A 22904-nucleotide genomic window follows, 5' to 3' on the forward strand; every position below is an offset into this window, starting at 1 on the left:
GGCGAGCGGGTGCGCGGCGCCGTCCATGTGCAAAACGTGAATGCCTATCAGCGCCGATTCAGGCAGTGGCTGGTACGCTTCCATGGCGTTGCTTCACGCTACTTGCCGAATTACCTGGGCTGGCGCTGGGCGCTCGATGGCGAGCGCATTGCGTCACCGGAGCGCTTCCTGCGAGCGGCAATGGGACTCGTCCACACGTAACGGTGACAGCGCCTTTTTTTATGGCATGTTGGTGGCCCGGGGCGAAATCGAACCACCGACACGGGGATGTTCAATCCTCCCTCCCCTGACTGATTCCATGACTCAACCTCGGCTGTCTTGAAGTGAAGCTTCTGTTAGTTGGCGTACAGCGCCTTTCCGTTTTGCGCCGCACAGTGGCTGGCTAAGCACCCGCCCAGAAATCAATGTGTTTTGGCTGCCAGAACCGGCGCGTTGCCGCGTGGGCTCTGCTTGCAGTGCGCGCGCTGCGGCGCACTCGCCGCCTTGCACCGCATCCGGTTTTGTTTGCCAAAATTCACATCGATTTCCGGTCGATACTTAAGTGACGGCGCTCGGCCGTTACCGGAAACTTTCAACACGGAAGGATTACCATGAAAGCACTCGTCTATAACGGGCCCTGCGACGTCCAAGTCAAGGAAATGCCCGATGCAAGGATCGAAAAGCCGACTGACGTCCTGGTACGCATCACCACCACCAATATCTGCGGTTCCGACCTGCATATGTACGAAGGCCGTACCAGCATGGAGAGCGGCCGCATCCTCGGTCACGAGAACTTGGGCGAGGTGATCGAAGTCGGCAAGGCAGTCGACCGCGTCAAGGTCGGTGACATGGTGTGTCTGCCATTTAATATCGGTTGCGGCTTTTGCGAAAACTGCGAGCGCGGCCTGTCCGGCTTCTGCCTGACGGCCAATCCCGGCAACGCCGGCGCCGCTTATGGCTTTGCCGGCATGGGCCCGTACAGCGGCGGCCAGGCCGAATTGCTGCGCGTACCCTATGGCGACTACAACTGCCTGGTGCTGCCGGACGATGCGCAGGAAAAGGAAAACGATTACGTCATGTTGTCCGACATTTTCCCCACCGGCTACCACGCCACCGAGCTGGCCGGCATGCGGCCCGGCGACTCGGTCGTGGTCTACGGTGCGGGCCCGGTCGGCCTGATGGCGGTCATGTCCGCCTACATCAAGGGCGCCAGCCGGGTGTTCGTGGTCGACACCCACAAGGACCGCCTGAAGTTGGCTGAAAAGATGGGCGCGATCGCGATCGACGATACCGAGCAGGGAGGCGTGCAGCAGATTCTCGACCTCACCGACGGCAAGGGCGCTGATTGTGGCTGCGAATGCGTCGGCTACCAGTGCTGCGACAAGCATGGCAAGGAAGTACCGAACCTGACAATGAACAACCTGGTACAGACGGTCAAGGCTACCGGCGGCATCGGCGTGGTGGGCGTGTTTCTGCCGCAAGATCCGGGCGCCCATGACGATCTCGCCAAGGAAGGCAAGCTGGCCTTCGATTTCGGCCAGATGTGGTTCAAGGGGCAGCGCATCGCCAACGGCCAGGCCAACGTCAAGGCCTACAACCGCCACCTTGCCAAGCTGATCCAGGCAGGCCGCGCCAAACCGTCGGCAATCATCTCGCACGAACTGGCGCTCGACGAGGCGCCAAAGGGCTATGAGCAGTTCGACAAGCGGGCAAATGGATGGACCAAGGTGGTGCTCAAGCCAGGTAAATAAAGCGCATCCCGGATGCTGGAAACGACAACGCCAACCTGCATGGGTTGGCGTTGTCGTTTGATACTGTTGCCGATCGGATTTTTGCTCGGTTCGATCAGGTTTCGCTCGGTTTGATATGCGCTAGCGGCTGCAACAAAGCGTAATCGAATTCCGCCAGCGGCTCGTTTCGCAGGACCTTTTGCGGCCAATCGCGGTCTGCTAGCGCGCCTTTCCCAAGCGCAATGACGTCGACGGCGCCAGTAGCCAGCAGCGCGGCGGCTTTGGCCGGTTCTTCGAGCTGACCATTTGCAATGATCGGCAGGCCTGCGTAGCGTTTGGCCAGCTCGACCAGTGTGGGCCCGGTGCCAAAGGCTGGCTGGGTCGCATCGTACTCGGTGACGTGAATATAGTCGAGGCCGGCTTTACCCAAATGTCCGAAAATCACGCTCGCATCGTCGACTCCGTTCGCCCATTTGTGTACGAAATCGTTGACCTTGCCCTGTGAAATGCGGATGCCAACTGGGAACTCCGGTCCGACGGCATGCCGTACCGCCTGGCTTACCTCGACCAGCAGCCGCACACGGTTTTCCGTGGCGCCGCCATAACGGTCCTCGCGCTGGTTGCTGTAGGCGGTCAGGAACTGGTCGAGAATATAGCCGTTGGCGCCATGGATTTCGATACCGTCGAAGCCGACGTCCTTGGCACGGGCCGCCGCATCGGCGAAGTCTTGTATGAGTTGCGTGATCTCATCGGGCGTGATCTCCCGCGCAATGGGATAGGCTCCCTCACCGCGATAGAAGCTCATCTGCTTCCCGACCGGTTGCACGGCAGATGGCCCAATCGTTTCCGTGCTCCAGTGACTGCCCTGGCTCAGCGCGCCGGCATGCATTAGCTGGACAAAGATTTTTGCCCCTTCCGCATGCACGCCTTCGATCACCTTGCGCCACGCGCGTGCCTGGGCATCGTTCCCAATGCCGGGCTGGTAGAGATAACCCTGGCTATGCCGTACGTCCGGGTACACCCCCTCGGTAATCAAAAGGCCGTAACCACCGCGCGCAAAGCGCGCGTAATAGCGCGCCATGTCGTCAGTCGCCAAGCCTTCCGCTGACGCGCTAATGCGGGTCATCGGCGCGACCGCGAGGCGGTTCTTCAATGCCAGCTTGCCTATGCTGGTCTGCGTGAATAAAATCGGGGTACTGGTCATGTTCGGTTCCTTTAGAAAAGCATGGCTGCTACCAGCCACTTTGCTGGCGCGCCGGTTCAGGCTGGAGCACCTGCCTGACGACTCGGCTTGGCTGCGATGAACGCCGGATGGGTATCGCAAGCTTCCATGATCCGGTCGATCGTCGGTATATCCGGGATCGTAATCTTAAAAATCCTCACCATTTCCACAATGCTGGCAAGACAGATGTCGGCCATCGTCGGCGTGTCGCCATGACAAAATACGCCTGTCTGCGGCTCGGCGGCGAGACGTTGCTCGAGCGCGGCCAAGCCGGTCCCAAACCACTGGATCTGCCATGCACGCCAAGCCGTGTCGTCCATTCCAGCGGCGGTAGTCAAGTATTTTTTGACGCGCCCCGTGATCAGCGGATGCGTATCGGCAGCGAGCATCGCGGCGATCGAGCGGACTCGGGCGCGCCCATGCAGGTCTTGCGGCAGCAACGGGGGCGCTGGCTGGTATTCGTCCAGAAATTCCAGGATCGCCAGCGACTGTGTCAGCGGCGCATGGCCGCTCTCGACCAAGGCTGGGATCGCGCCAAGGGGATTGATCTTCAAAAAGTTCTCGTCGCGCTGCTCGCCGGCATCGATATCGACGATGCGTTCGTGCGCTGTCAGCCCCTTCAGATTGAGGGCGACGCGTACCCGGTAAGTGGCCGACGTGCGCCAGTAGGCATACAGCTCGAAAGTGGATGGAGTGGTCATCGCTGATTTCCTTTGAGGTCAGACATACATTATGGACTGATCGATCTATAATTATAGCCATGTCCAGACTTCCACGCCGCTCCACACATCATCACACGCAACCGACCTCCCCAATGGCGGGGCGGCCACGCCAGTTCGTGCCTGTCGAAGCACTCGGGGATGCACTGGAGGTATTTTGGGAAAAGGGGTACCAGGCAACCTCGCTTGACGATCTGACCGCTGCCATGCACTTGAGCCGGTCGAGTTTTTACGCCTGCTTCGGTTCCAAGCACGCCGTGATGATGGCCGCTGTCGAACTTTATGCCGATGAGCTATTTGCCAGGCTCGAGGCCATGGCGGCCTCCATGCCTGCCCTCGAGGCCGTCCATGCCGTACTGGCCGCGATTGCCGACGTCGATGCGGGCCGCCGTGGCTGTTTCTTTGTCAATTGTGTGACTGAACTTGCACCGCACGATGCGGCCCTGGCGGCCTTCGGTCAGCGTCACCTTGCCCGCACCGGCAAGCTGGTCGCCGGCCTGCTCGAGCGGGCCGGATTGACCCCGGAGCTGGCGCAAACGCGCGCCGCCGCCTTGTTGGCGCTGGTGATCGGCACCATCACGCTGCGCAAGGCCGGCCTGCCAGCACCGGAGCTACTGACAATCCTGAACCAGGCGCAGCTGTTGCTCGCCGATACCACTTCTTCTATTTAACGGAGCCACCCATGTCACCACGCCTGCCCACTGTCTTCCTTCCCGCTTTGCTGTGCGACGAAATGATGTACCGGGATGTCATCGCCGCCCTCGGCGAGGCCATCGAACCGCAAATCCTGATGTCGCCGCAAGCACGCCTGTCCGATAGCGTCGCCGATATTCTTGCGCGCGCGCCGCGCACGTTTGCGCTGGTCGGCACCTCATACGGCGCCAACCTGGCGCTTGCCATCGCCCTCGCCGCACCGGAGCGTGTTTCCGCACTCTGGCTCATGGGCTGCAATGCCAGCGTCCCGGCCGCCGGCGGGCCCGATCTTGCCGCCGGACTCGAAGCGACGCCGGAGGCGATCATCGATTTTTTGGCGGGAATCGTCGTGCGCCCGACCGATCATGCAGCAACGGCCGCCTTCAAAGCCATGGCGCACCGCGTCGGCGCGGCGGCTGGCGCGGCGCAGGCGCGTGCGCTGGCCAGCCGGGACGATATCTGGTCCAGGCTGGGCGAGCTGCGCATGCCTGCGCTGATCCTGTCGGGTGACGAAGATCCGATTGCCCCGCCGGCGTGCGGGCAGCAGCTCGCGCAAGCGATGCCGCGCGCGCGCTTCGAACTGCTGTCGCAATGCGGTCACTTGCCGTCGCTGGAGCAGCCGAAGCAGGCTGCCGCGTCGTTCCACGCTTTTCTCGGCGAGGCTGCAATGCAGCCCGCACGATAGGCGGGCAGGACGACTTGCAAGATCGTGTAACGAGGCTGCTGAAGGCGCCTCGGGTTACGCAAGCGGCAGGGCGATCGGGTAAAGGGGGCGGAAATAAACCGGACGCAAGGACTGTGGCGTCCACAAACGACAACGCCCACTTGCAGGAGTGGGCGTTGCATAAACGATGTTCTTGGTGGCCCGGGGCGGAATCGAACCACCGACACAAGGATTTTCAATCCTCTGCTCTACCAACTGAGCTACCAGGCCAAGAGAGGCATGATTATAGCCAGCCGCCAGCGGCTGTGCAAGTCCCGGCTGCAACTTTCTTCGCGGGACAGCGCCGCCGCGGCGCAAGGGTAGGTCGGACATCCCGCTATAATGCCTGGCATGACGACCTCCACTTCCTCCACCGCACAGTATAGAAGCGACGTCTGCATCGTCGGCAATGGCGCCATCGCCAAGACGGCCGCGCTCGGTTTCGCCCAGGCCGGGCACAGTGTCACGCTGCTGGTGCCCTCGTCCACGCAGGACGGCGGCGCCGGCAGCGGCGGCGAACGCCCGTGGGACGTGCGCGTGTACGCGCTCAACCACACCGCGCGCGCGCTGCTCGCGTCCCTGAAAGTCTGGGATGCGCTGGACGCTGCGCGCGTGGCCCCGGTCGATGCGATGGCGGTCCATGGCGACGGCAAGCAGGGCGGCAACCTCGGTTTCGATGCCTTCGGCGCCCACACCGGCGCCTTGGCCTGGATCGTCGAGGACAGCAACCTGAACAGCGCCCTGGATGCGGCCCTGAAGTTCGCGCACAAGGTCGAGATCGTCAAGGGCTGCGGCGCGCGCCTTGCCTGCAGCCCCGAAGGCGCCACGGTGGTACTGGACGATGGACGCCGCATCGACGCCGGCCTCGTGGTCGGCGCCGACGGACGCGATTCCTGGGTGCGTGGCCAATGCGACATCGGCATCGACTACCGCACCTACCACCAGAAGGCGATCGTCACCAATTTTTCCTGCGAAAAGCCGCACCACGGCGTCGCCCATCAGTGGTTCACCTGCAGCGACGGCATCATCGCGCTCTTGCCGCTGCCGGGCAAGCGCGTCTCCCTGGTCTGGTCGGCGCCGGAAACCCTGGCCGCCACCCTGATGGAAGAGTCGCTGGGCGAGCTCGCCGTGCGCCTGTGCGAATACGCCGACGAAGCCCTCGGCACCCTGCGCCCATTGCAGCCGGAAGCGGTGAAAGCGGTGCCGCTGGCGCTGGTGCGCCCGCATGCGCTCACCGCCCCGCACGTGGCCCTGGTCGGCGACGCCGCGCACGCCATCCACCCGCTGGCCGGACATGGCATGAACCTCGGCTTCGGCGATATCGTCGACCTGTTGCGCGTGGTGGCCGAACGCGAGGACCACCGGGAACCGGGCGACGAGCGAGTGTTGGCGCGCTATGCGCGGGCACGCAAGGAAGATGTATTTATCATGCAACTGGCGACCGACGGACTCGAACGCCTGTTCAGCACCAACCTCGAACCGCTGCGCATCGCACGTAATCTGGGATTGGACTTGCTCGACAAGTTGCCATTCATTAAGCGTCGCCTGATGGCGCACGCCATCGGTCAGTAATGTTAAGGAAATCATCGTGATGTTGAAAACCAAGATCGCCGTGCTGGCGGCGACGGGCCTGATGGCGTCGTGCGTCGGGGCCGAAAATACGGCCGAAACGAATATCCGCAAGAACATCGAGCCGCGCCTGGGCGGCGCCAAGATCGACTCGATCACCGAAACGCCGTATGGCGGCCTGTACGAACTGCGCGTCGGCGGCGACATCCTGTACGCGGACAAGAAGGGCGACTACCTGTTCATCGGCCAGGTCTTCGAGGCGAAAACCTCGCGCAACATCACCAAGGCCCGTATCGACGACCTGAACAAGATCAAGTTCTCCGATCTGCCGCTGGCGTCCGCCCTCAAGCAGGTAAAAGGCAACGGCAAGCGCGTGATCGCCGTGTTCGAGGACCCGAACTGCGGCTACTGCAAGCGCCTGCGCCAGACCACGCTCAAGGAAATCGACAACGTCACCATCTACACCTTCATGTACAACATCCTGTCCGAGGATTCGTTTACGAAGTCGAAGAACATCTGGTGCGCGCCGAACCGGGTCAAGGCCTGGGACGACTGGATGCTCGACAACAAGGTGCCGCCGACGGCGCCCGCCAATTGCGAGTCGCCCAACCAGAAGATCGCTGAACTGGGCCAGAAGCTCAAGATCCAGGGTACGCCGGCGATCTTCTTCACCGACGGCACCCGCATTCCGGGCGCGGTCGACCTGGCCGGCCTGGAAGCGAAGCTCGGCTCGATCAAGTAAGCATGGTCCAGCTCAACATCAATGGGCGCGCCACGCAGGTCGATGCCGATCCGTCCACGCCGCTCCTGTGGGCGCTGCGCGACAACCTGAACCTGACCGGCACCAAGTTCGGCTGCGGCGCGGCCTTGTGCGGCGCCTGCACCGTGCACCTGGATGGCGCGCCGGTCCGTTCCTGCATCACGCCGATTTCCGGCGCGGCCGGGCACGCCATCACCACGATCGACGCGGTGGGCCGCGAAGGCGTCGGCAAGGCCGTGCAGGACGCCTGGATCCGCCACGACGTGCCCCAGTGCGGCTACTGCCAGAGCGGACAGGTGATGAGCGCCACCGCGCTGCTGCGCTCGAACAAGGCGCCCAGCGACGCCGACATCGACCGTGCCATGAGCGGCAATCTCTGCCGCTGCGGCACCTACCAGCGCATCCGCGCCGCGATCAAGGATGCCGCTTCCACGCTCGCCTGAAGCGACCGCGCGCCCATGAACGCGGCCGGCATCCTGCTGGCGGCGGGGCGCGGGCGGCGCTTCGATCCGCAAGGCCTGCGCAATAAACTGCTGCAACCGCTGGACGCGGGCGACACCGTCGTCGCCGCCAGCGCCCGCAATCTCCTGTCCGTGCTTTCCCGCGTGGTGGCCGTCGTGCCGCCGCAGGATGGCGGCGTGGCCGATGTCCTGCGCGGCGCCGGCTGCGAGGTGGTGCTCTGTACGCACGCGGACAGCGGCATGGCCGCCTCCCTGGTACAGGCGATTGCGCACTCGCTGCCGCAGGCGGACGCCTGGCTGGTGGCGCTGGGCGACATGCCGTATGTCGCGCCGTCGACGCTGCGCGCGCTGCTCGCCGCCCTGGCCGCCGGCGCCGATATCGCCGCGCCCGTGTTCGAAGGACGGCGCGGCAATCCGGTCGCCTTCGGTGCGCTGCATTTGCCGGCCCTGCTGGCGCTGCGGGGCGAGCACGGCGCGCGTACGCTGCTCAAGTCGGCGCCGGTGGTGGAGGTGGTGGTGGACGACCCCGGCATCCTGCGCGATATCGATACGCCAGCCGACCTCTGACCCGGCAGGACTGCCGGGTTGTCGGCGCAGGCGAATCCGTTACACTAGGAGGATCGCCCGACTCTCTTCGTCATCATGAAAAAAACAGCCCAGAAAAAGCAGCCCGCGATCCACTACACCATCGTGCCGAAAGATTTGGCCGGTCACCTGTTCGACGTGACCGTCACCGTGCCGGCGCCGGCCAAGGACGGCCAGGTGTTCGCGCTGCCGGCCTGGATCCCTGGCAGCTACATGATCCGCGAGTTCGCGCGCAACATCGTGCGCATCCGGGCCGAGTCGAACGGGACCCCTGTCGTGCTCACCAAACTCGACAAGCATTCCTGGCGCGCCGGCCCGGTCGAGGGCCCCCTGACCCTGCACTACGAAGTCTATGCCTGGGACCTGTCGGTGCGCGCCGCCCACCTCGACCAGACCCATGGCTTCTTCAACGGCACCAGCGTTTTCCTGCGCGTGCTCGGCCAGGAACAGGAAGTGCACGCGGTCGACATCCAGCGCCCGAGCGATCCGGCAGCGCGCGGCTGGCGCGTCGCCACAGCGATGCAGGAGCTGGCGGCCAGGCGCTACGGCTTCGGCACCTATGTCGCCGCCGACTACGACGAGCTGATCGACCACCCGGTCGAGATGGGCGACTTCGCGCTGGCCACCTTCGAGGCGCACGGCATCCCGCACGACATCGTCATCACCGGCCGCGTGCCGAACCTGGACATGGCGCGCCTGCAGGCCGACCTGAAAGCGATCTGCGAAGCCCAGATTTCCTTCTTCGAGCCGCAGACGCATCGCGCGCCGCTGGAGCGCTACGTGTTCATGACGATGGCGGTCGGTGACGGCTACGGCGGCCTGGAACACCGCGCCTCGACCGCCCTGATCTGCGCCCGGGGCGACCTGCCGTGCAGCGCCACGCCGCAGCCGGGCGAGCCGAACGAGGGCTACCTGAAATTCCTCGGCCTGTGCAGCCACGAGTACTTCCACACCTGGAACGTCAAGCGCATCAAGCCGGCCGTGTTCGCGCCCTACGACCTGCAGGTCGAGAACTACACGCCGCTCCTGTGGCTGTTCGAAGGCTTCACCAGTTATTACGACGACCTGATGCTGGTGCGCGCCGGCATCATCGGCGAGCCGACCTATTTCAAGCTGCTCGGCAAGACCGTCGGCAGCGTGCTGCGCGGCAGCGGGCGCCTGAAGCAAAGCGTGGCCGATTCGAGCTTCGATGCCTGGAGCAAGTACTATCGCCAGGACGAGAATTCGCCGAACGCGATCATCAGCTATTACAGCAAGGGCGCCCTGATCGCGCTGGCCTTCGACTTGACGATCCGCGCCAGGACCGGGGGCGCCAGAACGCTCGACGACGTCATGCGCGCGTTGTGGCAGCGCTACGGCCAGGACTTCTATCCGGGCGGCGGACGCGGCGTGACCGAAAGCGAAGTGGAAGCCCTGTTCGACGAAGTCAGCGGCCTGAAACTGCGCACCCTGTTCGACAAATTCGTGCGCGGCCTCGACGACCTGCCGCTGGCCAAGCTGTTCGCGCCTTTCGGCGTCAAGCTGGTCGACGAGCGCAAGAGCGGCAAGCCCTCGCTCGACGCCGGCATCGGGCGCGACCCGCTCGGCGCCAAGCTCACCCAGGTGCACGAGGGCGGGGCGGCGCACCAGGCCGGCTTGTCGGCGCTCGACATCGTGATCGCCATCGACGGGTTGCGCGTGAACGGCAACCCGGCCAATGTCGACGCGCTGCTGTCGCGCTACCGCGTCGGCGACAAGGTGACGATCCACGCTTTCCGCCGCGACGAGCTGATGGCCTTCGACGTGACGCTGCAGGGCGAGCGCGTGCCCGGGATCGCCCTGTCGCAGGGAGTGGCCGGCAAGAAGTCGGCGTCGCTCGCGCGTCCGAGCGCAAGGTGAGTTCCGCTCCGTTTCCCCAATCCTGAAAAGAGGTCTGCATTGAAACAGCCTGTCGCCGCCGCTCTCCTTGCCATCGCCGCCATGCCGGCCCTGGCCCAGCTTTCCGCACCGCTCAAGAAAGACGTCGTTACCCGTATCGACGGCATGTATCCGTGGCTCGACACCGTCTACAAGGACCTGCACGCGCATCCGGAAATCGCGTTCCAGGAAGTGCGCACGGCCGGCAAGCTGGCGCTTGAAATGCGTAAGCTCGGCTTCGCGGTGACCGAAAAGGTCGGCAAGACCGGTGTGGTCGCGGTATTCAGAAACGGCGCCGGGCCGACGGTGCTGGTGCGCACCGAGCTCGATGGCTTGCCGATGGAAGAAAAGACCGGCCTGCCGTATGCCAGCCGGGCGAAAGCGACCAGCGACGGGCGCGAGAGCTTCGTGGCCCATAGCTGCGGCCACGACATCCACATGGCCAGCTGGCTGGGCGCCGCGCGCACGCTGGTCGAGTTGAAAACGCAGTGGAAGGGCACCCTGGTCTTCATTGGCCAGCCGGCCGAGGAAACCGTGTCCGGCGCCAGGGCGATGCTGGACGACGGCCTGTTCAAGCGCTTTCCCAAGCCCGACTATGCGTTCGCCCTGCATTCCTGGCCGATCGCGCATGGCACGGTGGGCTACAACACGGGCGCGGTGTCCTCCAATTCGGACGCGATCGAGATCGTCTTCAAGGGCCGTGGCGGGCACGGCTCGGCGCCGGACAAATCGGTCGACCCGATCGCGATCGCGGCGCGCTTCGTGGTCGACGTGCAGACGGTGGTCAGCCGCGAAAAAGACCCGAAGGAATTCGGTGTGGTGACCATCGGCGCGATCCAGGGCGGCACGGTCGGCAACATCATTCCCGACAGCGTCCAGGTGCGCGGCACGATCCGCTCGTACAGCCCGGCGGTGCGGGCCAAATTACTGGAGGGCGTGCGCCGCGTGGCGAATGGATCGGCGGCCATGGCGGGCGCACCGGCACCGGACGTGCAGCTGCTCGAAGGGGGTGCGGCAATCGTCAACAGCGAGGCGCTGGTGGCCAGGACCGAAGCGGTCTTCAAGGACGCGTTTGGCGACGCAAGGACCCAGCGCATGCCGGCCATGACGGCCAGCGAAGATTTTTCGCAGTACGTGAACCAGGGCGTGCCGTCGATGTTCTTCTTTACCGGCGTGTACGACGCGAAGACCCTGGAAGAAGCATCGCGCGACGGCGGCAAGCCGATCGCCTTCAACCATTCACCGTTCTATGCGCCGGTGCCGGAGCCGTCGATCAAGACCGCGGCGCAGGCGATGAGCCTGGCGGTGTTGAACGTGCTGGGAAGGTAGGCGGGCACGGCGTGCATGCCCGACTGGTTCCGCATTCCGCTTACTGCGGCCCGGCCAGGCTGCGCAACTGGAACCGGTACTGGTGATCGAACAGGAACGTCTCGGAAAACGTCAGCGCTCGCATGTTCGCCGCCAGCAGCCTGGCCGGCCGCGGCAGCGGGCCGCTGCGGCGCATCGAGGCCAGCGCCACCTTCGAGGCATCCGGGTCGCGCGAGCGCTGCACGGCGACATCCTGCACGTCCCCGTCCGCGCCCACCGTGATGTTCACCACGACGATCGCCGGCAGCATCGGCGGCAGCTGGCCGCTGAAGGTGTGGCCGCTGTTGTGGCGCATGATGTGCTGCGCAACTTCGGTCTTGTAGGCGTCGAGCGTGCGCGAGGGCGGCGCGACCGGGGCTTCGGTCGCGGGCGTGGGGAGGATGGCGGTGACGAGGCGCTTGGCCGTGGAAGCGACGGGCTGGACGGCGCTGCATCCGCCCAGGACTGCCAGCGAGAATAGGAGAGCGGCCCGGGTGCGGATGGTGGTGTTCATGTCAGTCGAATAAACGTCGAAGTTCGGCGCCAGGGTGTGGCGCTCGCATGAACGCCTCGCCCACCAGGAACGCGTGCACGTTCGCCTCGCGCATGCGCTGTACGTCGCCCGGCGCCATGATTCCCGACTCGGTCACGACCAGGCGCTCGGCCGGAATGCGCGGCAGCAGGCCAAGCGTTGTTTCGAGCGTGACATCGAAGGTGCGCAGGTTGCGGTTATTGATGCCGACCAGCGGCGTTTTCAGCTTCAGCGCCGCGGTCAACTCATCGCCGTCATGTACTTCGACCAGCACATCCATGCCAAGTTCCTGGGCACAGGCTTCCAGTTCCGCCATCAGGCCATGGTCCAGCGCCGACACGATCAACAGGATCGCGTCCGCCCCCATTGCGCGTGCCTCGTACACCTGGTACATGTCGACCATAAAATCCTTGCGGATTACCGGCAGCGCGACTGCGGCACGGGCCTGGCGCAGGTACTCGACGCTGCCCTGGAAGAAATTCACGTCGGTCAGCACCGACAGGCAGGATGCGCCGCCTTCCGCGTAGCTTTCGGCGATGTTCGCGGGACGGAAGTCGGGACGCAGCACGCCCTTCGAGGGGGAGGCCTTCTTGATTTCGGCGATCACGCCGGCGCGGCCCGCGGCGATGTTCTTGCGCAGGTTCGCCTCGAAGCCGCGGATGTCGGCGCGCAGCACGGCGTCGCCCTCGACGTCGCGGCGCAGGCTGGCCAGGTCGCGGTATTTCTTGGCGGCCGCCACTTCGTCGGCTTTGACGGCGAGGATTTTATTCAGGATGTCGGACATGCGTAGGAACCTTTTAGTGTGACTTGGCCAGTGCCAGCTTGACGCCGAGCCAGACGAACAGGCCGCCGGTGACGCGGTTGAGCCAGAGCGCGACGGCCGGGCTGGGTTTGATGCGTGCGCTGGCCCTGGCGGTGGCAAGCGCGAGGGCGCCGCACCAGAGCATGCCGTTGAAATTGAAGATGCAGCCTAGGACGATGAAGGCGAGCCCCTTGTTCGGCGCATCGGCGCTGATGAATTGCGGGACGAAGGCGAGGAAGAAGATGGCGACCTTCGGGTTCAGTACGTTGGTCAGAAAGCCCTGCGCGAAGATGGTGCGGTAGGGCAGGGCCGGCAGTGCCGGCGCGGCGGCGCCGTCCGTTTGCCTGCGGCTGCGCAGCAGACCCAGCGCGATGTACAGGATATACGCGGCGCCGGCCAGTTTGACGACCGTGAACGCGGTGGCGGAGGTCGCCAGCAGCGCCGACAGGCCCAGCGCCGCGGCGCAGATGTGGACCATGGTGCCCGCGCCGATGCCGAGCGCCGCCGTGCAGCCCGCGCGCCAGCCCTGGATCGCGCTGCGCGTCATGATCAAGAGCGAATCGGGACCGGGCATGATGTTCAGGAGCAGGCCCGACACGATAAACAAGGGCAGGTCGTGGATCCCCGGCATGGCTGTCCTCAGGCCTGCACGCCCAGCTGGCGCGTGACGGCGACGAACTGTTCGAGCTTGGCCGTGGCCGCGCCGGACGCGATCGCGGCGCGCGCCTTGGCCAGGCCTTCCTCGATGGAAGCGGCCACGCCCGCCGCATACAGGGCCGTGCCGGCGTTCAGGGCCACGATGTCGGTCGCCGGGCCCGGCTCGCCGCGCAGCGCTTCCAGCACGCGCACTTTCGACTCCGCCGTGTTGGCCACTTTCAAGTTGCGGCTGGCGATCATCTGCATGCCGAAGTCTTCCGGGTGGATCTCGTATTCGCGGATTGCGCCGTTCACCAGTTCGCCGACCAGGGTGCCGGCGCCCAGCGACACCTCGTCCATGTTGTCGCGGCCCCAGACCACCATCGCATGCTGGGCGCCGAGGCGCTGCAGCACGCGCACCTGGATGCCGACCAGGTCGGGGTGGAACACGCCCATCAGGATGTTGGGCGCGCCGGCCGGATTGGTCAGCGGGCCGAGGATGTTGAAGATGGTGCGGATCCCGAGCTCGCGCCGTACCGGGGCCGCGTGCTTCATCGCCGCATGGTGGTTCGGCGCGAACATGAAGCCGATGCCGGTCTGCGCGATCGACTGCGCGATCTGCTCGGGTTTCAAGTCGATGTGGGCGCCGAGCGCTTCGATCAGGTCGGCGCTGCCGGAGGAGGAGGAGACACTCCTTCCGCCATGCTTGGCCACGCGCGCGCCGGCGGCGGCGGCCACGAACATCGCCGCGCTCGAGATATTGAAGGTGTGCGCGCCGTCGCCGCCGGTGCCGACGATGTCGAGCAGGTGCGTGGTGTCGGCCATCGGCACCTTGGTCGAAAATTCGCGCATGACTTGCGCGGCGGCGGTGATCTCGCCGATGGTTTCCTTCTTCACGCGCAGGCCGACGGTCAGGGCCGCGATCATGGTCGGCGACATCTCGCCCGACATGATCTGGCGGAACAGGTGCAGCATCTCGTCGTGGAAGATTTCGCGGTGTTCGATACAGCGCAGCAGCGCCTCTTGCGGGGTGATCGGCATGGACGTTCCAGTATTGGTTACAACGCGCCGGTCGGTCCGGCGCGCCGGGCTCAACGGCCTTGGAGGAAGTTCTTCAACAGCGCGTGGCCGTGCTCCGACAGGATCGACTCGGGGTGGAACTGCACGCCCTGGATGTCGAATTCCTTGTGGCGCACGCCCATGATCTCGCCGTCGTCGGTCCAGGCGGTCACTTCCAGGCAGCTCGGCAAGGAGGCGCGCTCGATCGCCAGCGAGTGGTAGCGGATCACGGTGAAGGGACTCGGCAGCTCCTGGAAGACGCCGACGCCGGTATGCGCGATCATCGAGGTCTTGCCGTGCATGACTTCCTTGGCGCGCACGATCCTGCCGCCGAAGGCTTCGCCGATCGCCTGGTGTCCGAGGCAGACGCCGAGGATCGGCAGCTTGCCCTGGAACTGCCTGATCACGTCGACCGACACGCCGGCGTCGACCGGCGCTTTCGGGCCAGGCGAGATGCAGATGCGGCTCGGCTTCATGGCCGCGATCTCTTCGATACCGACTTCGTCGTTGCGCACGGTGCGCACGTCTTCACCGAGTTCGCCGAAATACTGGACGATGTTGTAGGTGAAGGAATCGTAGTTGTCGATCATTAGCAGCATGTCAGATCTCCCCATCCAGGCCGTCTTGCACTTGCTCGGCCGCGCGCAGCACGGCGCGTGCCTTGTTTTCCGTTTCCTGCCATTCCATCTCGGGAATCGAGTCGGCCACGATGCCGGCCGCGGCCTGCACGTACAGGTTGCCGTCCTTGATCACGCCGGTGCGGATCGCGATGGCCACATCCATCTCGCCGCCGAAGGAGAGGTAGCCGCAGGCGCCGCCGTAGATGCCGCGCTTCGTCGGTTCCAGTTCATCGATCACTTCCATCGCCCGCACCTTGGGCGCGCCCGTCAGGGTCCCGGCCGGGAAGGTCGCGCGCAGCACGTCGAGGTTCGACATGCCGGCGACGAGCGCGCCTTCGACGTTCGAGACGATGTGCTGCACATGCGAGTATTTTTCGATGACCATGCGGTCCGTCACCTTCACGCTGCCGATGTCGGCGATGCGGCCGATGTCGTTGCGCGCGAGGTCGATCAGCATCACGTGTTCGGCGATTTCCTTCGGGTCCGACAGCAGCTCGGCCGCCAGTTCCGCATCGTGCTCCGGCGTCGATCCGCGCGGCCGGGTGCCGGCGATCGGGCGCAGCGTGACCTTGCGTTCGCCCGCCGCCGAGGTTTCGTTACGCACCAGGATCTCGGGCGAGGCGCCGACGATCTGCATGTCGCCGAAATTGTAGTAATACATGTAGGGGCTCGGGTTCAGCGAACGCAGCGAGCGGTACAGCGACAGCGGCGAGTCGACATAGGGCTTGCGGATGCGCTGGCCGATCTGCACCTGCATCAGGTCGCCGGCCATCACATAGTCGTGGGCTTTGGCGACGGCCGCCAGGTAGTCTTCCTTCGACGTTTCGCGCACCGCTTCGGTACGCACCGAGGCGGTCGTCACCGGCGCATCGACGCTACGGCGCAGCATGACGCGCAATTGCTTCAGGCGCTGGCGCGCCCGCGCGAACGCTTCCGGATGCGACGGGTCCGCATACACGATCAGGTAGAGCTTGCCGGAGAGGTTGTCGATCACGGCCAGCTCTTCGGTGACCATCAACTGGATGTCGGGCAGGCCGAGGGTGTCCCTGGGGGCCTTGCCGGCCAGCTTGCGCTCGATATGGCGCACGGTGTCGTAGCCGAAGTAGCCGGCCAGGCCGCCGCAGAAACGCGGCATGCCCGGACGCAGCGCGACCTTGAAGCGCGACTGGAAGATCTCGATGAAGTCGAGCGGATTGCCCTCGTGGGTCTCGACCACGCTGCCGTTCGTGACGATCTCGGTAAGATTGCCGCTGCTGCGCAAGAGCGTCTTCGCCGGCAGGCCGATGAAGGAATAGCGGCCGAAGCGTTCGCCGCCGACGACCGATTCGAGCAGGAAGGTGTTCTTGCCGGTGTCCTGGGATTGCGCGAGCTTGAGATACAGGGTAAGCGGCGTCTCGAGGTCGGCGAACGCTTCGGCGATCAGCGCAATACGGTTGAAGCCCTGGTTGGCCAGCGATTTGAATTCGAGTTCGGTCATGTTCTTCTCCGGGCCGCCAGCGTTCGAGTTGGAGGATGGGCGGCGGGTAGTGTAAAAAACCTGCCGGTGCGCGTGCAGCCGGCAGCAATCGATGCGGGTCTAGTTGGCCCAGGATTGCCAGCGTCGCCAGACCCAGGCCTCGAGGGCGCCGGTCTGGTTGACGGTGAGTTTTTTAATCGAGAACATGTATAGATGAGTTAGTGTTGAGTGCTGTTGTGCGCACGAACGAGCTCGGCCGCATCGAGTAGCGAATTAACTATACCATCGGAATCGATGTCTTGCACAGGCCTTCCGTGGTTATAACCATATGGCACCGTGAGCACGAAGCAATGCGCCGCGCGCGCCGCTTCGGCATCGTTCGAGGAGTCGCCGATGGCCACCACTTGCGCCGGAGGCAAGTCGAAATCGCGGCATACCTGCAGCAGCGGCATCGGATCGGGTTTCTTGCGCGGCAGCGAGTCGCCGCCGTAGACCAGCTCGAAAAACGGCGCGAGGCCTTTCTGCGCCAGCAGCGGCGTCGTAAACGCGATCGGCTTGTTGGTCACGCAGGCCAGGCGCAAGCCCATCGCCTTCAGGGCCGCCAGCCCCTCGAGCACGCCGTCGAAGAGCACGCTGCGCTCGCCGTTGATGGCGAGGTAATGGCGCTGGTAATGGGCCATCGCTTCGTCATGGACGGCCTCGATGCGCGCGGCGTCGTAGTCGAGCGCGAGGACGTCGCGGATCAGCTTTTCGGAGCCCTTGCCGACCATCGGCTTGATGAGCTCCTGGCCGATCGGCGCGAGGTGGAACTCGGCGCGCATGGCGTTCAGGGCCAGTTCGAAGTCGGGCACGGTATCGAGCATCGTGCCGTCCAGGTCGATGATGGCGGCCCGGATGGGCGCGGCGCCGGGGCGCATTATTGGCCGACCTTCGCCAGCTCGGCGCGCATGGCGTCGATCACGGCCTTGTAGTCGGGCTTGCCGAAAATGGCGGAGCCGGCCACGAAGGTATCGGCGCCGGCCGCTGCGGCTGCGGCGATGTTCTCGGCCTTGATGCCGCCGTCGACCTCGAGCATGATGTCGCGGCCCGATTCGTCGATCAGGCGGCGCGCCATGGCGATCTTCTTCAGCGCTTCAGGAATGAAGGACTGGCCGCCGAAGCCCGGATTGACCGACATGATCAGGATCATGTCGATCTTGTCCATCACATGCTCGATGTAGTGCATCGGCGTGCCCGGGTTGAACACCAGGCCGGCCTTGCAGCCGTGGTCGCGGATCAGCTGCAGCGTGCGGTCGATGTGTTCCGACGCTTCCGGATGGAAGGTGATGATGTTGGCGCCGGCTTTGGCGAAGTCGGGAATGATGCGGTCGACCGGCTTGACCATCAGGTGGACGTCGATCGGCACCTGCACGTGCGGGCGGATCGCCTGGCAAACCAGCGGGCCGATGGTCAGGTTCGGCACGTAATGGTTGTCCATCACGTCGAAGTGGATGATGTCGGCGCCTGCCTCGACGACGTTGCGGACTTCCTCGCCCAGGCGGGCGAAATCGGCGGACAGGATGCTGGGGGCGATGCGGTAGGTGGTCATGAGATGGCCGTGCGGTTGTGAACAGCCGCTATTTTACGCCGAGCCGCGCACGGCTGTTATCCCCACCTGCGCTGCCCCGTTTCGCGGCACGCGGTATCATGGGCCTTTGCGCACATGCGTCTCCACCAATAAGAAAGAGGGAAGCCCGTGGCTACCTACGATTTGAGCGTTACCGTCCGTACCAGATACCTGCCCGAGCAGAGCAAGCCGGATCGCGACGAATACCTGTTTTCCTATACGATCACGATCAAGAATACCGGCGAGGTGCCGGCCCAGCTGATTTCGCGGCGCTGGATCATCACCGACGCCAACAACCGGACCCAGGAAGTGGCCGGCCTGGGCGTGGTCGGGCACCAGCCGCTGCTGAAACCGGGCGAACAGTTCGAATACTCGAGCGGCACGCCGCTGGCCACCCCGCAGGGTTCGATGCACGGGGAGTACTTTTGCGTGGCCGAGGATGGGCACCGCTTCGAAGTCAAGATTCCCGAATTCGTGCTGACCCTGCCGAGCATGCTGCACTGACCGCGCCTGGATGTTTACGGCGCGCGCGGCGGCTCGGGCGGCTCCTGGGGCGGCGCCTTCTCCTCGCGCAGGGGCCGCTTGCGCTCTTCCGGACGGCCATGGAACATCGTCCACCAGACGATGAACACGAGCAGGAAGAGCGCCACGCCCGCTTCCAACATCAAGATCCACATAGAATTCCTTATGCAAACGATACGCCGCAGTGTACCTGCTTCGCTTTCTTTCGTGGCACTCCTGCTGGCCGCCTGCGGCACGCCGCCGCCCGCGCCGCCCATGCAAGCGCAGCCGCGTCCGCCGGTGCCGGAGCCGGCGAAACGGCCCGACATCGTGATGCCGCCGCCGGTCGGCCCGGTCGGCATCCCCGCCGACGTGCCGGTGCCGCCGCCGGTGCCGCCGATGACCCCGGTTTCCTTCGACGCCTTGCCCGGCTGGCAGCAGGACGATTTGCGCCAGGCCTGGCCGGCCTTCATGGCCTCCTGCCGCGTACTGGCGAGAAAGCCGCAGTGGACGACGCCTTGCGCGGTGGCGCCCGCGGTCGATGCGGTCGATAACGCCGCGATCCGCCGCTATTTCGAGACCTATTTCGTGCCGCACCGGATGCGCATGCCCGACGGCGCCGACACCGGCCTGATCACCGGCTACTACGAACCGATGCTGCGCGGCGCACGCAAACGCGGCGGTCCCTTCCAGACGCCGCTGTACCGGGTGCCGGACGACCTGGTCACGGTCGACCTGGCATCGGTCTATCCGAGCCTGAAGAACATGCGCCTGCGCGGCCGCCTGGTCGGCAAGACCGTGGTCCCTTACAGCACCCGAGCCGAAATCGAGCGCGCCCCCCTGAGCGGCAAGGAACTGGTCTGGGTCGACGATCCGGTCGAAGCCTTCTTCCTCGAGGTGCAGGGCTCGGGCCGGGTCCGGCTGGACGAGACGGGCGAAACCGTGCGCATCGCCTTCGCCGACCAGAACGGCCATCCGTACAAGGTAATCGGGCGCTGGCTGGTGGAGCAGGGCGAGCTGCCCGCCGACGGTGTGTCGGCGCAAAGCATCAAGGCCTGGATCGCGGCCAATCCGGCGCGGCGCCAGGAACTCCTGAACGTCAACCCGAGCACGATCTTCTTCCGCGAGGAAGGCCTGCCGGACCCCGGCGTGGGACCGAAAGGCGCACTGGGCGTGCCCTTGACGCCGGAACGTTCGGTGGCGGTCGATCCGTCGATCGTGCCGCTGGGAGCGCCCCTGTACCTGGCGACCACGCATCCGGCAAGCGCCGCGCCGATCCAGAGATTGATGATGGCGCAGGACACGGGCGGCGCGATCCGCGGCGCGGTGCGGGCCGATTACTTCTTCGGCTTCGGCGCCAATGCGGCCGAGTACGCGGGACGGATGAAGCAGCGCGGGTCGACCTGGGTGTTGTTGCCCAAATAAGCCTCCCGCCTGTCCCAGCCGTGGAGGCGCTACAATCGCGGCACTGATCAATCCTTTATATAGAGGTGTCCCATGGAATACGCTGACCTGCTGATCGAAGACCACGGCAAGGTGGCCGTGATTCGCCTGAACCGCCCGAAGGCGATGAATGCGCTGAACGACAACATGATGAACGAGCTGGGCGACGCGCTCTACAAGTTCGATGCCGACCCGGGCGTCAACGTCATCGTCCTCACCGGCAGCGAAAAAGTATTCGCGGCAGGCGCCGATATCGCGGCCATGGCGAATTACACCTATGCCGACACGTATCCCGGCAATTACATCGGCCGCAACTGGGAGCACATCCTGAACGTGCGCAAGCCGGTGGTGGGCGTCGTCGCCGGCTATGCGCTCGGCGGCGGCTGCGAACTGGCGATGATGTGCGACTTCCTGATCGCCGCCGACAGCGCCAGGTTCGGCCAGCCGGAAATCAAGGTCGGCGTGACCCCGGGCGCCGGCGGCACCCAGCGCCTGCCGCGTACGATCGGCAAGGCGAAGGCCATGGACATGCTGCTGACTTCGCGCATGATCGATGCGGCGGAGGCCGAGCGCACCGGGCTGGTGTCGCGCATCTTCCCGGCCGAGCAGCTCATGGAAGAGGCGCTGAAAGTCGCGGCGACGATCGCCGAGATGCCGGTGACGGTCGCGATGGCGATCAAGGACTCGGTCAACCGCGCCTTCGAGACGACGCTGACCGAAGGCGTGCGCTACGAGCGCCGTTTCTTCCACGCAGCCTTCGGCACGCCGGCGCAAAAGGAAGGGATGGCGGCTTTCCTGGCCAAGCGCAAGGCCAACTTCGAAGGGATGTAAGCGATGCGGACGCCGGCCTTCCTGAAAGGGGCGGCGGCGTTCATCATCGTCGCCGCGCTAGGCTACGGCTGCATTCCACTGCCGCCGCCCGGCGCGCGGACCGCCACGCTGGCGCTGGCCGACACCGGGGCGACGCGCCTGGGGCAGGCGATCGCGCCGCTGGCCGCGGCGTATCCGGGGCGCTCCGGCGTACTGGCGCTGCCGGACGGGCGCGACGCCTTTGCGGCGCGCGTCCTCCTCGCGCGCGGCGCCGAGCGCAGTCTCGACGTCCAGTACTACATCTGGCGCGACGACCTGACCGGGCTGCTCTTGTTCGACGAGCTGCGCAGCGCCGCGGCGCGCGGGGTGCGCGTCCGGCTGCTGCTGGACGATAACAATACGGCCGGACTCGATCCGCTGCTGGCCGCGCTGGACGCAGACCCGAACATCGAGGTCCGGCTCTTCAATCCATTTCGCACGCGTGCCTGGCGCAGCCTGGGTTACCTGTTCGATTTCCGCCGGCTCAACCGGCGCATGCACAACAAGTCCTTCACGGTCGATAACCAGGCCGCCATCGTCGGCGGCCGCAATGTCGGCGACGAATACTTCGACGCGGCGGGCGAGCTGCTGTTCGTCGACCTCGATGTCCTGGCGGTCGGGCCCGTGGTGCAGGACACGTCGCGCGACTTCGACCGTTACTGGAACAGCGCGTCCGCCTATCCCGTCTCGCGCCTGGTCGATTCGGACGATGCCCAGCCGCGTGGCGCCCTGGCGCGGCGTGCGGCCCAACTACGCAGCGAGGGCGCGGCGCAGCGTTATCTCCAGGCGATCGGCACTTCCGCGCTGGTCGCGCAGATCATGGCGGGACGTGCGCCGCTGGAATGGCAGCGCACCAGCATTGTCAGCGACGATCCGGCCAAGGCCACCGGCAAGGCCAGGCCGGACGACCGCATGGCCGTCCAGCTGCGGCGTCTGTGGGGCAGGCCGGAGCGCCAGCTCGATCTGGTATCGCCGTATTTCGTGCCCGGCGAGGCGGGGGTGCGGGCGCTGGCCGATATCGCCCGTAGCGGCGTCAAGGTACGTGTCCTGACCAATTCGCTGGAGGCGACCGACGTGGCGGTCGTCCACGCCGGCTATGCAAAACGGCGGCGCGAATTGCTCGATGCAGGCATTTCCCTGTTCGAGCTGCGTCGCAGCTGGGGTCCCGATCTGCCCAATTCCGGGCGCGGCAGTTTCGGCAGCTCCGCATCGAGCCTGCATGCGAAAATCTTCGGGGTCGATGCCCGCAGCGTGTTCATCGGCTCCTTCAACATGGACCGGCGTTCGATCGACCTGAATACCGAGATGGGTTTCGTCATCGACAGCCCGCGCATGGCACAGGCCCTGGGCCGGGCGCTGGATACCCGCATGCCCGAGCGCGCGTACGAAGTACGCATGGATAAGTCCGGAAGACTTTTCTGGATCGAGCGGACCGTGGGGAAAACGCTGCGGCATGACGCAGAGCCGGGAGCGGGAATCTGGAGGCGGGCGTGGCTGCGCATGTTGTCCTTCCTGCCCATCGACTGGATGTTGTAAAAAGCCACGAAAGGGCCTTGCCAGTTCCCATGCCGGTTTGCTATAGTTCGCCTCCTCGCAATAACGACAACGACATCAAGTAGTTGGAGTGGCAACGAGGGCTGTGCAAGAAGCAGTGCACGCAAGAAAAAGAGTTTGACGAAAATCGCGAAACGCTGCATAATCTCATCTCTCTGCTGCTGACGAACAAAACGATTCGC

General features: G+C 65.0%; 24 protein-coding genes, 1 tRNA gene and 1 pseudogene. 14 read left to right on the top strand and 12 right to left on the bottom strand.

The window, feature by feature from the left end:
- Together ACFPOU_RS19420 and ACFPOU_RS19425 are read left to right on the top strand one after the other, a co-directional pair.
- Nucleotides 1–209, top strand: a pseudogene (locus tag ACFPOU_RS19420) (IS1595 family transposase); the annotation flags it as partial.
- Between the two features lie 381 nt (nucleotides 210–590).
- Nucleotides 591–1730 carry a glutathione-independent formaldehyde dehydrogenase gene (locus ACFPOU_RS19425; protein ID WP_379725119.1) on the top strand — a complete coding sequence of 380 codons (1140 nt, stop codon included), beginning with the start codon at nucleotides 591–593 and terminating at the stop codon, nucleotides 1728–1730.
- A 94-nt stretch (nucleotides 1731–1824) separates the two neighbouring features.
- Here ACFPOU_RS19425 and ACFPOU_RS19430 read toward each other — a convergent pair whose 3' ends face one another.
- Together ACFPOU_RS19430 and maiA are read right to left on the bottom strand one after the other, a co-directional pair.
- Complete coding sequence (locus ACFPOU_RS19430; RefSeq protein WP_379725122.1) at nucleotides 1825–2913, bottom strand: oxidoreductase; 1089 nt, start codon at nucleotides 2911–2913, stop codon at nucleotides 1825–1827.
- Between the two features lie 56 nt (nucleotides 2914–2969).
- A complete protein-coding gene (maiA, locus tag ACFPOU_RS19435; RefSeq protein WP_379725125.1) occupies nucleotides 2970–3632 on the bottom strand; it encodes a maleylacetoacetate isomerase in 663 nt (220 codons plus the stop codon).
- A 137-nt stretch (nucleotides 3633–3769) separates the two neighbouring features.
- On the opposite strand from maiA, the gene ACFPOU_RS19440 reads away from it, so the two are divergent.
- Nucleotides 3770–4321: a TetR/AcrR family transcriptional regulator gene (locus ACFPOU_RS19440; RefSeq protein ID WP_379725128.1), complete on the top strand. Its 552-nt coding sequence runs from the start codon at nucleotides 3770–3772 to the stop codon at nucleotides 4319–4321.
- Between the two features lie 11 nt (nucleotides 4322–4332).
- Nucleotides 4333–5028 (top strand): alpha/beta fold hydrolase, encoded by a 696-nt coding sequence (locus ACFPOU_RS19445; RefSeq protein WP_379725131.1) that lies wholly within the window; start codon nucleotides 4333–4335, stop codon nucleotides 5026–5028.
- A 173-nt stretch (nucleotides 5029–5201) separates the two neighbouring features.
- Here the strand turns inward: ACFPOU_RS19445 and ACFPOU_RS19450 are convergent.
- Nucleotides 5202–5277 (bottom strand) — tRNA-Phe (locus ACFPOU_RS19450).
- A gap of 120 nt (nucleotides 5278–5397) precedes the next feature.
- On the opposite strand from ACFPOU_RS19450, the gene ACFPOU_RS19455 reads away from it, so the two are divergent.
- The 6 genes from ACFPOU_RS19455 to ACFPOU_RS19480 all read left to right on the top strand — a co-directional run bounded on the left by ACFPOU_RS19455 (nucleotide 5398) and on the right by ACFPOU_RS19480 (nucleotide 11646).
- Nucleotides 5398–6618: an FAD-dependent monooxygenase gene (locus tag ACFPOU_RS19455; RefSeq protein ID WP_379725134.1), complete on the top strand. Its 1221-nt coding sequence runs from the start codon at nucleotides 5398–5400 to the stop codon at nucleotides 6616–6618.
- Nucleotides 6619–6637: 19 nt separating this feature from the next.
- On the top strand, nucleotides 6638–7357 hold the full coding sequence (locus tag ACFPOU_RS19460; protein ID WP_379725186.1) for a DsbC family protein: 720 nt from the start codon (nucleotides 6638–6640) through the stop codon (nucleotides 7355–7357).
- Between the two features lie 2 nt (nucleotides 7358–7359).
- Complete coding sequence (locus ACFPOU_RS19465; RefSeq protein ID WP_379725137.1) at nucleotides 7360–7818, top strand: (2Fe-2S)-binding protein; 459 nt, start codon at nucleotides 7360–7362, stop codon at nucleotides 7816–7818.
- Between the two features lie 15 nt (nucleotides 7819–7833).
- On the top strand, nucleotides 7834–8403 hold the full coding sequence (locus ACFPOU_RS19470) for a nucleotidyltransferase family protein (RefSeq protein ID WP_379725140.1): 570 nt from the start codon (nucleotides 7834–7836) through the stop codon (nucleotides 8401–8403).
- A gap of 75 nt (nucleotides 8404–8478) precedes the next feature.
- Complete coding sequence (locus ACFPOU_RS19475) at nucleotides 8479–10299, top strand: M61 family metallopeptidase (protein WP_379725143.1); 1821 nt, start codon at nucleotides 8479–8481, stop codon at nucleotides 10297–10299.
- 81 nt (nucleotides 10300–10380) lie between these two features.
- Nucleotides 10381–11646, top strand: coding sequence for an amidohydrolase (locus tag ACFPOU_RS19480; RefSeq protein WP_379725189.1), 1266 nt, complete (start codon nucleotides 10381–10383; stop codon nucleotides 11644–11646).
- 40 nt (nucleotides 11647–11686) lie between these two features.
- On the opposite strand, the gene ACFPOU_RS19485 is transcribed toward ACFPOU_RS19480, so the two are convergent.
- From ACFPOU_RS19485 to rpe, 8 genes are all read right to left on the bottom strand, one after another.
- A complete protein-coding gene (locus tag ACFPOU_RS19485; RefSeq protein WP_379725146.1) occupies nucleotides 11687–12178 on the bottom strand; it encodes a hypothetical protein in 492 nt (163 codons plus the stop codon).
- A gap of 1 nt (nucleotide 12179) precedes the next feature.
- Entirely contained in the window at nucleotides 12180–12980 is an 801-nt protein-coding gene (gene trpC, locus ACFPOU_RS19490; protein ID WP_379725149.1) for an indole-3-glycerol phosphate synthase TrpC, read from the bottom strand.
- A 13-nt stretch (nucleotides 12981–12993) separates the two neighbouring features.
- On the bottom strand, nucleotides 12994–13629 hold the full coding sequence (locus ACFPOU_RS19495; protein WP_379725152.1) for a LysE family translocator: 636 nt from the start codon (nucleotides 13627–13629) through the stop codon (nucleotides 12994–12996).
- 8 nt (nucleotides 13630–13637) lie between these two features.
- Complete coding sequence (gene trpD / locus ACFPOU_RS19500) at nucleotides 13638–14675, bottom strand: anthranilate phosphoribosyltransferase (protein WP_379725155.1); 1038 nt, start codon at nucleotides 14673–14675, stop codon at nucleotides 13638–13640.
- A 50-nt stretch (nucleotides 14676–14725) separates the two neighbouring features.
- Nucleotides 14726–15292, bottom strand: coding sequence for an anthranilate synthase component II (locus ACFPOU_RS19505; RefSeq protein ID WP_379725158.1), 567 nt, complete (start codon nucleotides 15290–15292; stop codon nucleotides 14726–14728).
- A 1-nt stretch (nucleotide 15293) separates the two neighbouring features.
- Nucleotides 15294–16790, bottom strand: a complete 1497-nt coding sequence (gene trpE / locus ACFPOU_RS19510) for an anthranilate synthase component I (protein WP_379725161.1) — start codon at nucleotides 16788–16790, stop codon at nucleotides 15294–15296.
- 197 nt (nucleotides 16791–16987) lie between these two features.
- Nucleotides 16988–17686, bottom strand: coding sequence for a phosphoglycolate phosphatase (locus ACFPOU_RS19515; RefSeq protein WP_379725164.1), 699 nt, complete (start codon nucleotides 17684–17686; stop codon nucleotides 16988–16990).
- Nucleotides 17686–18357: a ribulose-phosphate 3-epimerase gene (gene rpe / locus ACFPOU_RS19520; protein ID WP_379725167.1), complete on the bottom strand. Its 672-nt coding sequence runs from the start codon at nucleotides 18355–18357 to the stop codon at nucleotides 17686–17688. Before rpe ends, ACFPOU_RS19515 begins: the two co-directional genes overlap by 1 nt.
- Nucleotides 18358–18504: 147 nt before the next feature.
- Between rpe and apaG the strand changes: the two genes are divergently transcribed.
- Nucleotides 18505–18879, top strand: a complete 375-nt coding sequence (gene apaG, locus ACFPOU_RS19525) for a Co2+/Mg2+ efflux protein ApaG (RefSeq protein ID WP_379725170.1) — start codon at nucleotides 18505–18507, stop codon at nucleotides 18877–18879.
- A gap of 14 nt (nucleotides 18880–18893) precedes the next feature.
- Here the strand turns inward: apaG and ACFPOU_RS19530 are convergent, their stop codons facing one another.
- A complete protein-coding gene (locus tag ACFPOU_RS19530) occupies nucleotides 18894–19052 on the bottom strand; it encodes a hypothetical protein (RefSeq protein ID WP_379725173.1) in 159 nt (52 codons plus the stop codon).
- 10 nt (nucleotides 19053–19062) lie between these two features.
- Here ACFPOU_RS19530 and mltA point away from each other — a divergent pair, with 10 nt between their 5' ends.
- The 3 genes from mltA (at nucleotide 19063) to ACFPOU_RS19545 (ending at nucleotide 22704) form a co-directional block, all read left to right on the top strand.
- A complete protein-coding gene (gene mltA / locus ACFPOU_RS19535) occupies nucleotides 19063–20301 on the top strand; it encodes a murein transglycosylase A (protein WP_379725176.1) in 1239 nt (412 codons plus the stop codon).
- A 72-nt stretch (nucleotides 20302–20373) separates the two neighbouring features.
- Complete coding sequence (locus tag ACFPOU_RS19540) at nucleotides 20374–21150, top strand: enoyl-CoA hydratase (RefSeq protein WP_379725180.1); 777 nt, start codon at nucleotides 20374–20376, stop codon at nucleotides 21148–21150.
- A 3-nt stretch (nucleotides 21151–21153) separates the two neighbouring features.
- Entirely contained in the window at nucleotides 21154–22704 is a 1551-nt protein-coding gene (locus ACFPOU_RS19545) for a phospholipase D family protein (RefSeq protein WP_379725183.1), read from the top strand.
- The last annotated feature ends 200 nt before the right edge of the window (nucleotides 22705–22904 follow it).

Source organism: Massilia jejuensis, from assembly GCF_042656795.1.
GTDB lineage: Bacteria > Pseudomonadota > Gammaproteobacteria > Burkholderiales > Burkholderiaceae_D > Telluria > Telluria jejuensis.

Bases quoted from the DNA above. Each gene is read 5' to 3' on its own strand.
- ACFPOU_RS19425 (WP_379725119.1), top strand. From the start codon at position 591: ATGAAAGCACTCGTCTATAACGGGCCCTGCGACGTCCAAGTCAAGGAA.
- ACFPOU_RS19430 (WP_379725122.1), bottom strand. From the start codon at position 2,913: ATGACCAGTACCCCGATTTTATTCACGCAGACCAGCATAGGCAAGCTG.
- maiA (WP_379725125.1), bottom strand. From the start codon at position 3,632: ATGACCACTCCATCCACTTTCGAGCTGTATGCCTACTGGCGCACGTCG.
- ACFPOU_RS19445 (WP_379725131.1), top strand. From the start codon at position 4,333: ATGTCACCACGCCTGCCCACTGTCTTCCTTCCCGCTTTGCTGTGCGAC.
- ACFPOU_RS19455 (WP_379725134.1), top strand. From the start codon at position 5,398: ATGACGACCTCCACTTCCTCCACCGCACAGTATAGAAGCGACGTCTGC.
- ACFPOU_RS19460 (WP_379725186.1), top strand. From the start codon at position 6,638: ATGTTGAAAACCAAGATCGCCGTGCTGGCGGCGACGGGCCTGATGGCG.
- ACFPOU_RS19465 (WP_379725137.1), top strand. From the start codon at position 7,360: ATGGTCCAGCTCAACATCAATGGGCGCGCCACGCAGGTCGATGCCGAT.
- ACFPOU_RS19470 (WP_379725140.1), top strand. From the start codon at position 7,834: ATGAACGCGGCCGGCATCCTGCTGGCGGCGGGGCGCGGGCGGCGCTTC.
- ACFPOU_RS19475 (WP_379725143.1), top strand. From the start codon at position 8,479: ATGAAAAAAACAGCCCAGAAAAAGCAGCCCGCGATCCACTACACCATC.
- ACFPOU_RS19480 (WP_379725189.1), top strand. From the start codon at position 10,381: ATGCCGGCCCTGGCCCAGCTTTCCGCACCGCTCAAGAAAGACGTCGTT.
- ACFPOU_RS19485 (WP_379725146.1), bottom strand. From the start codon at position 12,178: ATGAACACCACCATCCGCACCCGGGCCGCTCTCCTATTCTCGCTGGCA.
- trpC (WP_379725149.1), bottom strand. From the start codon at position 12,980: ATGTCCGACATCCTGAATAAAATCCTCGCCGTCAAAGCCGACGAAGTG.
- ACFPOU_RS19495 (WP_379725152.1), bottom strand. From the start codon at position 13,629: ATGCCGGGGATCCACGACCTGCCCTTGTTTATCGTGTCGGGCCTGCTC.
- trpD (WP_379725155.1), bottom strand. From the start codon at position 14,675: ATGCCGATCACCCCGCAAGAGGCGCTGCTGCGCTGTATCGAACACCGC.
- ACFPOU_RS19505 (WP_379725158.1), bottom strand. From the start codon at position 15,292: ATGCTGCTAATGATCGACAACTACGATTCCTTCACCTACAACATCGTC.
- trpE (WP_379725161.1), bottom strand. From the start codon at position 16,790: ATGACCGAACTCGAATTCAAATCGCTGGCCAACCAGGGCTTCAACCGT.
- ACFPOU_RS19515 (WP_379725164.1), bottom strand. From the start codon at position 17,686: ATGCGCCCCGGCGCCGCGCCCATCCGGGCCGCCATCATCGACCTGGAC.
- rpe (WP_379725167.1), bottom strand. From the start codon at position 18,357: ATGACCACCTACCGCATCGCCCCCAGCATCCTGTCCGCCGATTTCGCC.
- ACFPOU_RS19530 (WP_379725173.1), bottom strand. From the start codon at position 19,052: ATGTGGATCTTGATGTTGGAAGCGGGCGTGGCGCTCTTCCTGCTCGTG.
- mltA (WP_379725176.1), top strand. From the start codon at position 19,063: ATGCAAACGATACGCCGCAGTGTACCTGCTTCGCTTTCTTTCGTGGCA.
- ACFPOU_RS19540 (WP_379725180.1), top strand. From the start codon at position 20,374: ATGGAATACGCTGACCTGCTGATCGAAGACCACGGCAAGGTGGCCGTG.
- ACFPOU_RS19545 (WP_379725183.1), top strand. From the start codon at position 21,154: ATGCGGACGCCGGCCTTCCTGAAAGGGGCGGCGGCGTTCATCATCGTC.